We start from the raw sequence: 14505 nt of genomic DNA on the forward strand, positions 1-14505 counted from the left end.
AGGAACCCCACTCTACTTTTTACATTGTTATTACTGAGGAATAAATTCTCCGCCTGTCCACTGTTCAGACAATTTTTTCAGTGTTCCGTCCGCTTTAAGTTCTTTAATAATCGGGTCGATTTTAGCTTTCAGCTCCTCACCCTGCTTATCCTTTTTGAACACCAGATTGATATTATCGCTTTGCACAGGCTCGCCCACAGCTTCCACCTGCAAGCCTTCCTTCTTGATCGTTGCTGCGGCCATCACTGGATCATTCACATAAGCATCCACTCGGCCATTTTGCACGTCTTGGAGGTTATCGGACGAAGTGCCTGTATCGTTATATTTTAAAATAATTTTGTTCCCGTTCTTCGCATTATACTGCTCTAGCAACTGCGTATAGGAATCCCCTACCGAGGCGGCTACCTTCTTGCCTTCCAAATCCTTGAGAGAATGGATATCCGTTCTACCCTTTTTCACAATAATAACCGACTGAGCGGAGAAATAGGACTCATCCGAGAACAGATACTTCTTTTCTCGCTCCGGATTTTTGGCAACTTCATCTGCGATGATCTGAACTTTATTCGCATCCAGCGCAAGGAATATCGCATCCCAGCCCGAAGGTACAAATTCAATCTTATAGCCGTCCAGCTTCTTATCGATCTCCTTGACTACTTCCACATCGTATCCGGTCAGCTCGTTTTTATCATTCGTAAAAGCAAACGGCGGGTAGTCATTTTGTGTCCCCACATAGAGTACCTTATCCCCTGATGCCGCTTCCTTCGAGGAACATCCACTCAAAGCACCCGTTAATAACACAAGAGATAGGCCAATCGCTGCTACTAAAGCAGATTTCTTCATAAGTGATATCCCCTTTTGAAATCCAAGTAATTTACTATGATTTTATATTATAACGAGTTATTCAAATAATACAACTAGCAAATTTCATTTCGATTATCTAATCAGATATTGCACAAAAAAAGACCCTTGCGGGTCAGTTGTTATTCATGAAGTGGAAGACGGTCTGCAGGGTGCTCCGGCAAAATGGACGAAATTAAACGTTGCACAGCCGGGTGAGCAGATTCAAAAATCTGATCTTTCTTATCACAGTGCTCGATTAATCTCCCCTGTTCCATCACAGCAATGCCATCACAGACGGCGTAAGCCGCTCGAATATCATGCGTGATAAACAGATATGACAATCCAAATGAAGTTTTCAGCTCTTCCAACAGGGATAAAATGCGTATCTGATGAACCATATCCAGACTGCTGACGGACTCATCCAGCACGATCAGCTTGGGTCTGAGCGCAATCGCCCGTGCAATATTAATCCGCTGTAATTGTCCACCGCTGAATTGGTGCGGATATTTATTCCGATCCTCCGGCTTGAGACCCACCCGCTCCAGCAGGCCTTCTACCGTTCTTTTTTGTTCCTGCACTGATAACCGCTCGTAATTATCCAAAGGCTCTCCGACAATCTGTCCGGCGGTCATGCGAGGGTTTACAGCAGAATAGCAGTCCTGGAATACAACCTGCATATCCCGTCGCAATCCCCTGCGTACTTGAGGACTCCCATTATAGATGTCCTGCCCCTGAAACAGTACCTGACCCTCCTGCGGCTTCTCCAGCCCCAGAATAACCTTGCCCAGCGTGCTCTTCCCCGCTCCGCTGGTTCCCAGCAGTCCCAGACAAAATCCGCTCTCTATGGTAAGCGACACATCAGTGAGCACAGGGAGACGTGATTCGGAGCGGCCCAGCCATTTGCGCTTTCTATAGCTATGAGTTACTTCCTTCACTTGCAGCACACGCATTCGCTCCCCTTTTGAAAGTATCCAACAGGCAACTAATCGCCCTACTGATTTATGCCCTGAAGGGACAACTTAGGTCTGGCCTGCAGCAGCATTTTCGTATATTCATGCTGTGGCTGGTCGAACAACTGAAAAACCTCTGCCTGCTCAACAATACGTCCCCGCTGCATCACTGCCACTTCATCCGCCATTTGGGAGATGACACCCAGATCATGCGAGATCAGTAAAATAGACGTGTCATATTCCGTACGCAAGCTATCCAACTCTCTCAGCACCTGTAGCTGATTAACCACATCGAGTGCCGTTGTCGGTTCATCCGCAATAACCACTGCTGGCCGCAGGCACATGGAAATGGCGATCATGACCCGTTGCAGCATCCCGCCACTCAACTGAAACGAATAACGCTTCATCAGCTTGGCTGGATCAGGCAGATTCATATTTTCCAGAGCCGTTATGGCAAGATCGCGCGCCTGTTGTTTGGTTAATCCGGTATGCGTGCGGATCGTTTCCATAAACTGATCCCCAATCGTATACACTGGCGTAAAAGCTCGCATCGGATTTTGCATAATAAAAGCGATTTCCTTGCCCCGAATGCGGCGCATCTCCTCAGTTGCCATTCCGTTCAACTCACGACCGTTCAGACGGACACTGCCTTCCACATCCATCGTCTGGCGATCCAGTAACTGGAGAAGCGCGTTACAGGTTACTGTTTTGCCGCTCCCACTCTCGCCGACAAGACCCAGAACCTGCCCCTTTTTCAGTTCAAAATGGGTAGGTTCTAGTAGAGATACCGCCCCTGCATCAGTTTTGAGCTTTACCTGCAAGCCGCTGACCTCCAGCACCTGCGTCTTGGCCGTGTCATCCATCGTTGTCCCCACTCCTGTTTTACTGACGTTTGGCAATCCCGTATCGGTCGGACAGCGTCTCCCCCAATATATTGAAGGCCATCACTACCACCAGAATCATGATACCCGGATAAATCATTAATTCCGGATGACTGCGGATGTATCCCGTTCCCTCATGAATCATGGCTCCCCATTCAGGAGTCGGCGGCTGGATACCTAGACCAAGGAATGACAACGCGGAGATGTCCATAATCGCCCAGCCCATCTCCAGCGTACCAATGACCATAATCGGCCGCAGCACATTTGGAATGATGTGCCGCCGGATAATGGCCCCTGAGGAGGAGCCGCTAATCCTTGCGGCCGCTATAAAATTCTGCTCTTTCAGACTGACGACCATATTGCGGCACATTCGGGCATAGTACACCCACTGCACCAGCATCAAGGCAAACAGCACCTGCATGAGACCCGGCCCAAAAATACCGACAATGCCGAGCACAAGCACCAAGTTGGGAAACGCCATAATGCCTTCGCAAAACCGCATCAGTACACTATCGACCCAACCGCCCAAATAACCTGCAATTGATCCGATTACAACACCGATGCTAAGCGAGGACAGGAAAATTAATGTCGCAAAGCCGAGCGAAATTCGTGCTCCATACAGCAGCCGGGATAGATTACACCGACCCAAATGATCCGTTCCCAGCCAATACTCTTTTGAAGGGCCTTCCAGCTTGTGCAGTAAATTGACCTTAACGGGATCATGGGGAGCCAGCCACGGAGCCAGCGCCATTATGATAAAAAGGGCTGCCAGCACGACTGAGCAAACCACGATTACTTTTTGATCCTTGAACATTTTACGCAACCTTATCATCACTGCTCTGCTCGTCCCTTCGAGGAAATTCGGGGATCCATATACAACTGCACCAGATCAACGAGCAAATTGCATACGATGAACAGGCATGCCGCCAGAAACACATAGCATTGTATGACGGGAATATCCCGGTTAAAAATGGCTTCCACAAAATAACGGCCAAACCCGGGCCATGAAAACACCTGCTCCACAATAATCGTTCCAGTCAGCAACTTGCCCAGATTCATGCCCATACTTGTTATTAGCGGAGTCATAGCCATTTTGAGTATGTGCTTGAGCATAATCACCCGCTCGCGTATTCCTCTGGTTCTGGCATACTGTACATACGTTTCCTGAAGCTGTTCCAGCACACTGGATCGCAACAGACGCGTATATAAAGCAATCAGAACCAGCGACAGAGTCAACGTCGGTAACACCAGATGCTGCCACGTTCCCCGGCCCTCTACAGGTAGCCAGTCCAATCGGACAGAGAAAAAGAAGATTAACAAATATCCCAGCCAGAACTGGGGAATAGATGCCCCGAAATACGAAATCCCCCGACTCAGTATGTCGATCCAGCCATTTTTACGCATCGCCGCCAACACACCCAGCGGGATGCTCACCAGTATAGATAGTGCCATGCTGCTTAAGGCCAGCTCAACAGTGGCAGGCAATCGAGCCTTCACCTCATCCCACACTGGCTTGTTGGTCAGATACGAAGTACCAAAATCCAACCGACTGATTCTTTGAATTGTATGCATATACTGTGTCAGCAATGGCTGATCCAGTCCGAACTCATGTCTTTTCTGCTCCAGGACTTCCGGGGTAGGATAAATATGAGCAGCCGTCAAATAAGCTTCAGCGGGATCAACCGGTGAAATGTGAATGAGTGCAAAGGTAACGAGGGTGGCAAAGAGAACAATAGGAATGACCGCTACCATTCGCTTCCCGATATAGCTAATCATAAGTTGTCCTCCTATCCTATAAATTAACGTTACCTCACCGTTTCAGTTACTTTCCAATTTCAATTCCCTCAAATGGATTCTCATCCCGATTAGCTGGGAAAACAAAGTTAGTAATTTTTTTCTGATACACTGCCGTTTTCTTAATATACGAAATAGGCACAATGGCAGATTGCTCTTGGAGCGTCTTCAAAATCGAAGCATACAGCTCTTGCCGCTTGGTTTCATCTGTTGATGAGAGCGCTTCGTGTACTTGCTGATCCAGATCCTTCTTCATGGGAAGGGCGCTCAGCACCTCAGAAATTCCGAAGCTCTTCTTGGCAATAACATTAATAAAGGAATGCGGATCATAAGGCGCACCATAGTTGTACCAGAAATACAGATCAAACTGGTTGGATCTAAGCCGCTTGATTTGAACCGTCAGCTCCAGTCCGGTCAGATTCACTTTGACACCCAGCTCTCCCCATTCGGCCTGAATGGTTTCAGCCATCGCCTTTTGGATCGGATCGGTCTTATCGAAAATCAGCTCAAAATCCAGCTGTTGTCCGTCTTTCTCCCGTACTGTGCCGCCTGCGGGCAGCTTCCAGCCAGCCTCATCCAACAATGCTTTGGATTTTTCCACATCATAGCCTATTAGCTGTAAGTCGACATTCGTATACGGGTAGTTTTTGGATAAAACCGTATCCGCTGTTTCCTCCAGCCCCGAGGTTACGCCTTCCACCATCGCCTGCTTGTTAAATCCATGCTGGAGTGCCAGACGTACCCGAAGGTCTGCCAGCTTCGGATTGGACGAGTTGAGCAACAGGCTTCTTGTGCCAACAGGCTCGGACAGCGTAGTAACATACTGATTCGTGTCGCGAAGCTGTTTGAAAGCATCCAGGCTAATAACACCCTCTCCATAAATCAGATCCAGGTCGCCTTTTTCAAAGGCCATTACACGTGTTTCACCATCGGGAATAATTTTGACCGTAATTTTGTCCACCTTCGGTGCAGTACCCCAATAATTCGGATTACGCTTAAAGGTTGCATACTCATCCTGCTTGTATTCATCCAGCATCCAAGGTCCTGTACCTACAGGTTTCTTAATTCCTTTGGACGTATCTCCATCATCCGGGAACCCGGCTTCACCCAAAAACCGGAACGGGCGAACGACAGACAGATCCTGAAGAACCGGGTAGTATGGCTCTTTGAGTGTCATTCGGAACGTTCTGTCATCTACAGCTTCAGTTTTGTCGAGAACGCCTACTATACCAAGCCAGCTATGCGTTTTCTCATTTTTCATAATAGCGTCAAAGTTCTTTTTGACAATCGCCGCATTAAATAGCGTTCCATCGGAAAATTTCACACCTTTACGCAGCTTAAACGTATATGTCTTGCCGTCCTTGGATATGGTCCAAGATTCAGCCAAAGCAGGCTCCAGCTTGCCTCCTTGCTTGTAGCTGACTAACGGCTCATAAATCATGGATTGTGCAAAAAGTTGGGAAGGGTTGTATACGTGAGGATTCATTGTACCAATATCCCGTGGCCACGATAGCGTGATCGACTTTTCATTGGCAGCTCCGTTAGTAGAGGTGGATGCAGGTGTGTTCTCCTGCTTCGCGCAGCCCAGAATAACGGATAATAAGAGGAGTGTCACCAACATAAGGGTGGCAGTCTTGCGGTGTCGAACGGACATCAATGTATTTCCCCTTTTCTATATATGTGATAATGATTATCATAATCATATTTAGAATAGGTACCACATTATATTTTGTCAACAATATTCGGCAAGCAGAGCTATTATTTATTTTGAATTTGTATAATATTAAATTTATGGATTAATCCGCCAATGTTTGAAATAGGGCACGCGTGTATTCATGCTTCAATAGTTCTTCATCCCAATCCTCAAATATTTCCACGATCTCTCCCTGAACCATGACGGCAACACGATCACAGAACGTACGGGTGGACTGAAGATCATGGGTGATAAAAAGATAGGACAGCTGGCGTTCGAGCTGCATTCTTTTGAGCATGTCTAGCACGGAGGACTGGGTTGACGTATCCAAATTGGCGACCGATTCATCGAACAGGATGATTTCTGGTTCAACCGCCAACGCCCGAGCAATGCACACCCGCTGTTTTTGTCCACCGCTTAGCTGCGCAGGGTATTTTCCCAGACTGTCAGCCTCCAACCCTACCGATTCCAGTAAGGAAAGGCAGATATCCAGCGCCCTTACTTTTCGCTCAGGAAAATAGTTACGGATCGGCTCCATCAAAATATCTTGAATGGTCATACGGGGATGCAGTGAAGAGGCCGGGTCCTGCGCAACCAACTGGATTCGTTTGTACAAATGAATATCCTTCATCCTTCTAGTATGTATGGGCTGGTGATCCAGCCAGATTTCCCCTGAAGTCAACGACTCCAGCCCCAGGATACACTGTGCCAGCGTGCTTTTGCCACTTCCGCTTTCTCCAACCAATCCAAGGCATTCTCCCTGTCGTAATTCCAGACTCACTTTCTGTATAGCCTGCTGCTCACTCTGTCTCGTGTTGAACCAGCCTTTTCTCCGTCTGCGGACAGGGTAAGCTTTGGTGACGTTCTTCAATTCCAGTATCACGGTTGCATCCTTCCTTCCGGGGTCATCTCCAGCACCCGATCTGCTATGCGGCTTATCCCCTGACGATCATGTGAAATTAACAAAATCGTGAGATCGAAATCTTCCCTCAACTGTAGAAGCAAGGCCAGAACCTTGTCGCGGTTAATAACATCCAGCGCTGTAGTAGGCTCGTCGGCAATAAAGAGGCGCGGACCAGAGCTTAACATTGCAGCCAGCAGTACCCTTTGGCACATACCTCCGCTTAGTTCAAAAGGATATGATGACAGAATATGCTCAGGATCGGCAAAACCGACCTTGCGGAGCAGAGAACACAAATAGGCTTCCTGCCCTGGAATAGTACGGCCTCCAGCCAGCTCTGTGACACGATTTAGCATCAGCCGCATCCGTGACAGCACACCCTGGGGCTGCGATGCAGTGTGGGACGGGGCAGCATCAGCTTGCCCCAGCTCCTTCTGGGCGCGCATCAGGCGCCCCCCGTTCAGTCTAAGCGTATCCGTCAGCTGGGCGCGGACGGTACGGATCGGATTCAGCCCGCTCAGCGATTGCTGAATGAGCAGGGCAATTTCCTCACGGCGCAGTCTTTGCCAGCGCTGTTCATGGAACGGGATAATGTCTTCCCCGTTATAGTAGATGCACCCTTGCGCAACACCAACACCGGGGTCCAGCATACCCGCGATTGCGTGTGCGGTCAGGCTTTTGCCGCATCCACTTGGCCCAGTCAAGGCTACAATTTCCCCTGGGTAGACGGAAAAGTTCACATCCCGTAATAGCGGTTTGCTTTCGCTTCCGCTGGCTCTTACACCTGTACGGCAAATCTCCAAATGTTCCACGTGTAACAACGGTTTTTGCATGTATGCTTGCTCTATGTCCTTTCGCCCCGTGACTGGTCGCTCCCCCACTATTTCGCCGCCTCCTTTTCTGAAAAATGATCACCCAGAAGCTGGCAGGCAAGCACAAATAGCATAATCGCCAAACCCGGGAAGATCATAACATGCGGAGCCACCTGAAAATACGAGGTTGCATCATGCAGCATCACACCCCACTCTGGCTTGGGCGGCTGTACACCCAGTCCAAGAAAGGAGAGCCCAGCGATCATTAACACCACGCGTCCGATATCCCATACCGTATAAACCAACAATTGCGGCCATACTTGTGGCAATACATAACGCCTTAGTATGCGCACGTGTGAATTACCGGACAAACGGGCATACCGTACATAGTCCTCCTGGCAAGCTTTTTGAACCAAACTACGGATATAGCGGACATAGCCCGCCCACCGTACCGCAATAATCGCTAAGGTCATGTTGACGAAACCCGGCCCCAAAATACCCACAATCGCTACCGTTAAAATAATATCAGGAAAAGCCAGTACGCCGTCGATTCCCCGCATAATCAGCTGATCCACGCGTCCTCGCACATAACCAATGAGCATGCCTGTAGGCAGACTAATACACAGCGTTGCTACCGTAATCGCACACGCGATTAGCACGCTCGACCGAATTCCGTAAATGAGCCGTGACAGCACATCCCGACCCAGATGATCCGTACCGAAAGGATATTTGCGGCTGGGTGGTGCCAAACGGTTCAGAAGGTCCACATGCAGAGGATCATGAGGGGCGGCCCATGGAGCCAGCAATCCGAGCAGCACGATCAGGCCAAACAGTGCGCCCCCTGTCAGCAAGCTTCCTCTAAAGGAAAGCCGTATCTTTTTCATTTTCAGCTTCCCCCTTAACGCAAACGCAGCCTTGGATCTATCACCGTCTGGACCACATCCACCAAACACTGAACACCTACAATTAAAAATGCGGCAAACATAACATATCCCTGAATCACCGGGTAATCCCGCTGCGTAATTGCATCTATAAAATACTTGCCCAACCCTGGCCATGAAAAAATGGTCTCTACGATGACGTTACCTGCCAGCATAAATGATAGATTCGTACCTAACAGCGTAATCATTGGCAGAACGGCATGTTTAAATAGCTCAAAAAAGAGAATATGCATACGGGAAAAACCGCGAGCCCTCGCTGCCTTCACAAAATTGCGGTCACTCAGCTCCAGCATTTGAGCGCGCAATACACGAGCTTGCACCGTTCCCAATCCTGCACCAAGCGTCAGCGCTGGGAGTACTAAATGTGTCCAGTCCTCCCTTCCCATGGATGGGAGCCAGCCCAAGCGAACGGAAAATAGATAGATTAGCAGAAAACCAAGCCAAAAAGAAGGGATCGACGATCCCAGCAAAGCGAACAGCCTGCCCAGACGATCTAGTGGACCGCTGACTTTTAGCGAGGCAGCCAGCCCCATCCCAAGCGTAAGCACCGTCATGACGGCAAAGCCCGCCAAAGCTAGCTCCACTGTAGCGGGAAGTCTGCTCCACAGTTCGTTTAGCACCGACTCCTTGGACACATATGAGGTTCCCCAATGTCCCGTGAACACATCCCGCAGCCAGTTCACATATTGAATATGAAGCGGCTCATTCAAGCCCAGTTCGTTTCGCAGCGCGGTCAGCGCCTCCCCAGAAGCAGGAACATTATGCGCGGTGAGTAAAATGAGGGCAGGGTCACCAGGGGCCAGCCTCATCAGTACAAAAGTCAGCGTGGATACAACGAATACAATGATGGGCAGCTGCGCCACACGTTCCAGTATAAAACGAATCATAGGATACGTAGCCCGTTATTCCGCAATATCAGATTGCGCTGTAATGTAGTAATACTCGATCGGATGCGGCGTAAAGCCCTCTACCCCTTTTTTCACGCCAAACACATTGTCAGGGTGTACAATGAACGACTGCGGCAAGTCTGTATTGATGATATCCAGCGCTTGCAGTGTTACCGCATTACGCTGTGCGGTATCCTTTGCCAACTTCAGGCTGTGAAGAATATCCTCCAGCGGTTTGGAAGCATAACGGCTTACATTAGCTTCACTTGTAGAGGAGTAGAACATGTCCATAAAATACTGCGGTTCTCCTGTATGGGCCGTGAGCATGCTGTACATAGCAAAATCCCAATCGTTTTTGGTCAACGCCTCGTCGATATTTTCCACCTTGCGAATCTTGACCTGGATTCCCTCATTCAGCAACTGGCTCTGAATAACCTCAGCCATGACGGATAGCTCCGGACGCTGAGGGAAGGTCAGCAGCGTAACCTCGAATGGCTTGCCCTGCTTGGACCATGTGCCTTGGGCATCCTTCTGCCAGCCATCCTTCGTCAACAACTGCTCTGTCGTTCCGTTCAATGCTTTACGCTCAATCTTACCGAAGGGAAGAATACTCGGAAACGGGCTGCTTGCTTCCGTACCGAAGCCCCTCATGACGGCGCTCACAATGGATGCGCGCGGAATCAGACTGTCCACCACCTTACGGTTGGTCGCATCCTTGAACACAGGCGATTCCATGTTGTACACAATCATATGGGTACGCAAGGACGGAGCCGACAGCACTTGTAGCTTGTCGTTCTTTTTTAGTACCTCTGCGTTATCTACCGGAATATCCGTCGCTACATCCACCTCACCGGATTGTAACGCCATCAGGCGCGAATTACCGTCCGTAATGAATTCCATCGTTGCTTCAGCCAGTCGTGCCTTTTCGCCCCAATATCCGTCATAACGCTCTACGACCAAGGATTGATCCTTGTTAAAGGCTTTGATTTTAAAAGCACCTGTCATTGCAGGGTAGCTCTGCTCATCTTTCATGGATGCCACATCCAGCACGATCGTTGACGGATCAGCCAGATTGGATGCCAGCGCTGCATTCGGCTGGTTTGTCGTGATTTTCAGCGTCAGCGGGCCATTTACATCAATGGACTTCACATCCAGTAAATCCTTCGCCAGGTGACTTTTCTCGATAGAGCGCAGCAAAGATGCTTTTACGCTTGCTGCATCCATACTCTTTCCATCATGAAAAGTGACCCTATCCTGCAAGCTGAACGTCCACACGTTAGGACTGTCGTGCTTCCATTCCTTGGCTAGCCAAGCCACAGGCTCCAACTTTTCATTCAAACGAATGAGTGTCTCACCGGCACCGGAACGCATCACATCCCAGCTATTGTCTCCATGCGGATCGACGCCTGACGGTTTCCACGTATACGCCATCACCAGCTTTTTACCTGCTGGAGTCTGTTGTGCAGGCGTATTCTCACCCTTGCCTGAGCTATCCTCCGTCTTCGTGGCTGTGCCGCATCCCGAAAGAGCCATAATTGCCATCAGCAGCAGCAATCCTGTACATATGAACCATGAACGCCTATTACGATTGCCTATCATCCCACATGTCCTCCTCTATCTTGTAAAATATCGTATAAACCTAACGCAAAACGCGAAAAAAGCATTCCCAACCACTTGACCAGCAGTCAGAAATGCTTTCATTATAAAATGTCAAAACTCACCTCAAAGCCAACTCCAAAAACATAGAAGGGATCAGATCGGTTTCAGACATTCCGTATGCAGCACGCCTAACCACCTCCCCAGCATCCCGTGGGTCTGACAGTGATGTCAAAACAGGCAGGTCTCCTGACTCCAGGCTTATCTTTCAGGCCTTCCCGGTTCCTCACAGTTCCAGTGGCTATTCTGAAAGCTCCAGCAGTACCCTGCTGATGCCTGTATACAGTGGCGGGTCCGTGTCGGAATCTACCGAACTTCCCTTTTAAGTGAACACGCTCAACAACTATCTACATCGTCTCAACAAAACCTCGTACATAGAGTTGTCCCGTTCACACCTGTTTTCTTCCTTTATTCCTTTTTATTACGATTTAGGATTATCTTATTTTGTTGCTACTGGCTTGTCAACAAATGTTGCGTAATAATTTAAATTTGAACGATATAGTGTGAATCAAGACCATGGCTCTTCATTGCTTGCGCGCAATTGAGGGTATGTCTTAACGTTGCGTGCACGCAATTCACGTGCTAAAATTAGGTATAGAGATACCCACCGTATCCGTATACTAAAAAGAGCCTTCGCCGCTCCAACGGCAAAGACTCTTAGGACTTGAAGGGCTGTGGATCACCACGGCGCGCTAAATGCTTAGCTAAACCCACCGTTAGGCGCCTAACCTAATTACGCGGTGGGTTTTCGCTTGTTCCGAAATTTCCGACGCAGCCATCGATAAAGCTTACGAATACTAAACACCAGGCTTAGTAACGTAACCATCCAACGTAGCACATCGTAGCACGACACAAGGTTGACCATCGGCTTCACCCCCTTTCGGGAAGCTGCGCCATGGTCGGAAAACATCCACCACTATTCAAAGTCCATAAGGTAGATTATACCACTCCTTCACCTACTACTCTAGCAAACTTTTCTAGTAGGTTCTCAATCCCCCATTTTCATACAAGAAGGGTGTTTATCAATAACTTCATGCTGCTTAATAAATAACTAGTTCTGGATAACCCCATGCCAAACAGCCGGAAAAGAGGCTACCCCCTCTCTCCGGCTGTTTTGGTTTATTTCCTATTCATCAAACCTTCTGTGGAACCTCCGAGACATTTACACCTTTGACCGATTCACCCTGTTTTCTTGCCAAAACGATGTTCAAGACAATTGCCGTAATCGAGCCCGATACAATACCATTTTGCAGCAGCATTTTGGCAAAGCTAGGCAGTTGGTCAAACATTTGCGGCAGAACAGCTGAGCCTAGGCCTACAGCAATACTGCATGCTGCGATCAGCAGATTGCTTTCCTTCCGCAGATCTACTTCTGACAAAATAGACATACCTGATGCAGCAACCGAACCAAACATGACGATCATCGCCCCACCCAGCACAGCGTTAGGAATCACTGTCGTCAAAGCAGCCAGCTTAGGCAGCAAACCGAGAACGACCATAATGCCGCCCGCAGCAAAAATAACGTTACGCGATTTGACGCGAGTCAGCGAGATCAGACCCACATTTTGCGAGAAGGCCGTGTAAGGGAACGCATTAAAAATACCGCCCAGCATAATCGCAAGCCCCTCCGAACGAAGTCCATTGACGATTTGCTTTTGTTCCACCTTCTGATCAATCGCTTTACCTACTGCCAGATAAACCCCCGTAGACTCGACCATGCTGACAATATTGACGATAATCATCGTGCATACCGCCATAATGCTAAATTCTGGCTTGCCAAAATAAAACGGCTGCGCAATACTCACCCATGAAGCATCCGCTACGGGAGCAAAATGCACCATTCCCATCGCATAGGCGACTACAGTACCTGCGAACAGACCAATAAGCACGGAAATCGAGCGTAAAAAGCCCTTAGCTACTCGATTGACAAGCAGAATAACCAGTAGTGTAACCAGTGCCAGCAGCAAATTACGCGGCTGTCCAAAATCCGCGCTGCCCTGACCACCCGCTACATTGTTCATCGCTACCGGAATAAGGGATAGACCGATAATCGTAACGACCGAGCCGGTAACCACTGTTGGGAAAAAGCGTAACAGTTTGCCATATAGCGGTGCCGCAAGCACCACAAATATACCGGACAAAATGATGGCACCGTATGCTGTCGCCAGATTTGAGGTCGAAGCAATTGCGATAATGGGTCCTACTGCCGTAAACGTACAGCCCAAAATGACAGGCAATCTACTTCCAAAAAAGCGTGTGCCCATAATCTGTAATAACGTAGCAATCCCGCAAGTGAATAGATCAGCAGCCACTAGATAGGCCATCTGGGCTGGCGTCAGGTGAAGTGCTCCCCCTACAATCAGAGGAACAGCAATGGCTCCGGCGTACATCGCCATGACATGCTGGAAGCCCAGCGCAAATAATTTTTGTTTACTTAACATCCCACATTCTCCTTAACGGGAGGAATCACCATGCCAGCTTCCTCTATAAAATGGACTTCGCCCGGTGCCATGGAAGCGATACGCGCAAGAGAACGTACGGCAATGCCCCTTTGCTCCAACAACCCGCGGCCTTCCTGAAAGCTCTTTTCAATTACACAGCCGACTCCGGCCAGTTCCGCTCCTGCTTCCTTCACAATATCCGTAAGTCCGACCAAAGCTGCACCAGTAGCCAAGAAATCATCCACGATCAGTACATGGTCGCTAGAATCGAGATATTTTTGGGAAATGCTCACCTGATAGGTTTCCTGCCGAGTGAATGAATGAACCTCTGCGAAGTATACCTGTTCATTCAGCGTGATCGCCTTCTTTTTCTTCGCATAAATGAACGGTACCCCCAAGGCAATAGCAGTAGCCATCGCAAATTGAATGCCACTAGCTTCAATGGTAAGTACCTTGGTAATCGGAGCACTGCCGAACAGGCGTGCGAACTCCTTGCCAATCTCCAATGCTAATGCTGTATCCACCTGATGATTCAAAAATGAATCTACCTTTAACACCGTATCGGATAAAATCTGTCCCTCTTGACGAATACGTTCTTCCAAAGCTTTCATTATGCGAATATCGCTCCTCTGTACTTTAAATAGAATAAAACCTGCTAAAACCAAAAAAGGACAAGCTCCCTTGAGTCGTTTCTCAAGTGAAGCCTGTC

Annotated in this window: 13 protein-coding genes and 1 riboswitch; all 13 genes read right to left on the minus strand. The window is 48.7% G+C overall.

What is annotated here, in order from left to right; all coding sequences use genetic code 11:
• Positions 1-30: 30 nt before the first annotated feature.
• The 13 genes from ACU1JV_RS14095 to ACU1JV_RS14155 all read right to left on the minus strand — a co-directional run bounded on the left by ACU1JV_RS14095 (position 31) and on the right by ACU1JV_RS14155 (position 14407).
• Complete coding sequence (locus tag ACU1JV_RS14095) at positions 31-840, minus strand: transporter substrate-binding domain-containing protein (protein WP_013373735.1); 810 nt, start codon at positions 838-840, stop codon at positions 31-33.
• 140 nt (positions 841-980) lie between these two features.
• Positions 981-1790, minus strand: coding sequence for a nickel import ATP-binding protein NikE (gene nikE / locus ACU1JV_RS14100; protein ID WP_413987213.1), 810 nt, complete (start codon positions 1788-1790; stop codon positions 981-983).
• Between the two features lie 41 nt (positions 1791-1831).
• A complete protein-coding gene (locus tag ACU1JV_RS14105; protein WP_413987214.1) occupies positions 1832-2653 on the minus strand; it encodes an ABC transporter ATP-binding protein in 822 nt (273 codons plus the stop codon).
• A gap of 19 nt (positions 2654-2672) precedes the next feature.
• Positions 2673-3503: a nickel ABC transporter permease subunit NikC gene (nikC, locus tag ACU1JV_RS14110; protein ID WP_040102553.1), complete on the minus strand. Its 831-nt coding sequence runs from the start codon at positions 3501-3503 to the stop codon at positions 2673-2675.
• Entirely contained in the window at positions 3503-4447 is a 945-nt protein-coding gene (gene nikB, locus ACU1JV_RS14115; RefSeq protein ID WP_058830982.1) for a nickel ABC transporter permease subunit NikB, read from the minus strand. Before nikB (ACU1JV_RS14115) ends, nikC (ACU1JV_RS14110) begins: the two co-directional genes overlap by 1 nt.
• Before the next feature lie 46 nt (positions 4448-4493).
• Positions 4494-6119 carry a nickel ABC transporter substrate-binding protein gene (gene nikA / locus ACU1JV_RS14120; protein ID WP_413987215.1) on the minus strand — a complete coding sequence of 542 codons (1626 nt, stop codon included), beginning with the start codon at positions 6117-6119 and terminating at the stop codon, positions 4494-4496.
• 142 nt (positions 6120-6261) lie between these two features.
• A complete protein-coding gene (locus tag ACU1JV_RS14125) occupies positions 6262-7041 on the minus strand; it encodes an ABC transporter ATP-binding protein (protein ID WP_413987216.1) in 780 nt (259 codons plus the stop codon).
• Entirely contained in the window at positions 7038-7940 is a 903-nt protein-coding gene (locus ACU1JV_RS14130; RefSeq protein ID WP_413987217.1) for an ATP-binding cassette domain-containing protein, read from the minus strand. The genes ACU1JV_RS14125 and ACU1JV_RS14130 overlap by 4 nt, the downstream gene beginning before the upstream one ends.
• A complete protein-coding gene (gene nikC / locus ACU1JV_RS14135) occupies positions 7940-8755 on the minus strand; it encodes a nickel transporter permease (protein ID WP_413987218.1) in 816 nt (271 codons plus the stop codon). Before nikC (ACU1JV_RS14135) ends, ACU1JV_RS14130 begins: the two co-directional genes overlap by 1 nt.
• Before the next feature lie 14 nt (positions 8756-8769).
• Positions 8770-9699 (minus strand): nickel ABC transporter permease, encoded by a 930-nt coding sequence (nikB, locus tag ACU1JV_RS14140; RefSeq protein WP_129550236.1) that lies wholly within the window; start codon positions 9697-9699, stop codon positions 8770-8772.
• 15 nt (positions 9700-9714) lie between these two features.
• Positions 9715-11298 carry an ABC transporter substrate-binding protein gene (locus ACU1JV_RS14145; protein ID WP_413987219.1) on the minus strand — a complete coding sequence of 528 codons (1584 nt, stop codon included), beginning with the start codon at positions 11296-11298 and terminating at the stop codon, positions 9715-9717.
• Positions 11299-11517: 219 nt separating this feature from the next.
• A riboswitch (cobalamin riboswitch) is annotated at positions 11518-11721 on the minus strand.
• 767 nt (positions 11722-12488) lie between these two features.
• Entirely contained in the window at positions 12489-13796 is a 1308-nt protein-coding gene (locus tag ACU1JV_RS14150; RefSeq protein WP_016822599.1) for a nucleobase:cation symporter-2 family protein, read from the minus strand.
• On the minus strand, positions 13790-14407 hold the full coding sequence (locus ACU1JV_RS14155; protein WP_413987220.1) for a xanthine phosphoribosyltransferase: 618 nt from the start codon (positions 14405-14407) through the stop codon (positions 13790-13792). Before ACU1JV_RS14155 ends, ACU1JV_RS14150 begins: the two co-directional genes overlap by 7 nt.
• Between the last annotated feature and the right edge of the window lie 98 nt (positions 14408-14505).

The sequence above is a fragment of the Paenibacillus sp. T2-29 genome (genome assembly GCF_052921365.1).

Excerpts from the sequence above, each read along its gene's own strand:
- ACU1JV_RS14095 (WP_013373735.1), bottom strand. The coding sequence starts at position 840 with ATGAAGAAATCTGCTTTAGTAGCAGCGATTGGCCTATCTCTTGTGTTA.
- nikE (WP_413987213.1), bottom strand. The coding sequence starts at position 1,790 with ATGCGTGTGCTGCAAGTGAAGGAAGTAACTCATAGCTATAGAAAGCGC.
- ACU1JV_RS14105 (WP_413987214.1), bottom strand. The coding sequence starts at position 2,653 with ATGGATGACACGGCCAAGACGCAGGTGCTGGAGGTCAGCGGCTTGCAG.
- nikC (WP_040102553.1), bottom strand. The coding sequence starts at position 3,503 with ATGATAAGGTTGCGTAAAATGTTCAAGGATCAAAAAGTAATCGTGGTT.
- nikB (WP_058830982.1), bottom strand. The coding sequence starts at position 4,447 with ATGATTAGCTATATCGGGAAGCGAATGGTAGCGGTCATTCCTATTGTT.
- nikA (WP_413987215.1), bottom strand. The coding sequence starts at position 6,119 with ATGTCCGTTCGACACCGCAAGACTGCCACCCTTATGTTGGTGACACTC.
- nikC (WP_413987218.1), bottom strand. The coding sequence starts at position 8,755 with ATGAAAAAGATACGGCTTTCCTTTAGAGGAAGCTTGCTGACAGGGGGC.
- nikB (WP_129550236.1), bottom strand. The coding sequence starts at position 9,699 with ATGATTCGTTTTATACTGGAACGTGTGGCGCAGCTGCCCATCATTGTA.
- ACU1JV_RS14145 (WP_413987219.1), bottom strand. The coding sequence starts at position 11,298 with ATGATAGGCAATCGTAATAGGCGTTCATGGTTCATATGTACAGGATTG.
- ACU1JV_RS14150 (WP_016822599.1), bottom strand. The coding sequence starts at position 13,796 with ATGTTAAGTAAACAAAAATTATTTGCGCTGGGCTTCCAGCATGTCATG.
- ACU1JV_RS14155 (WP_413987220.1), bottom strand. The coding sequence starts at position 14,407 with ATGAAAGCTTTGGAAGAACGTATTCGTCAAGAGGGACAGATTTTATCC.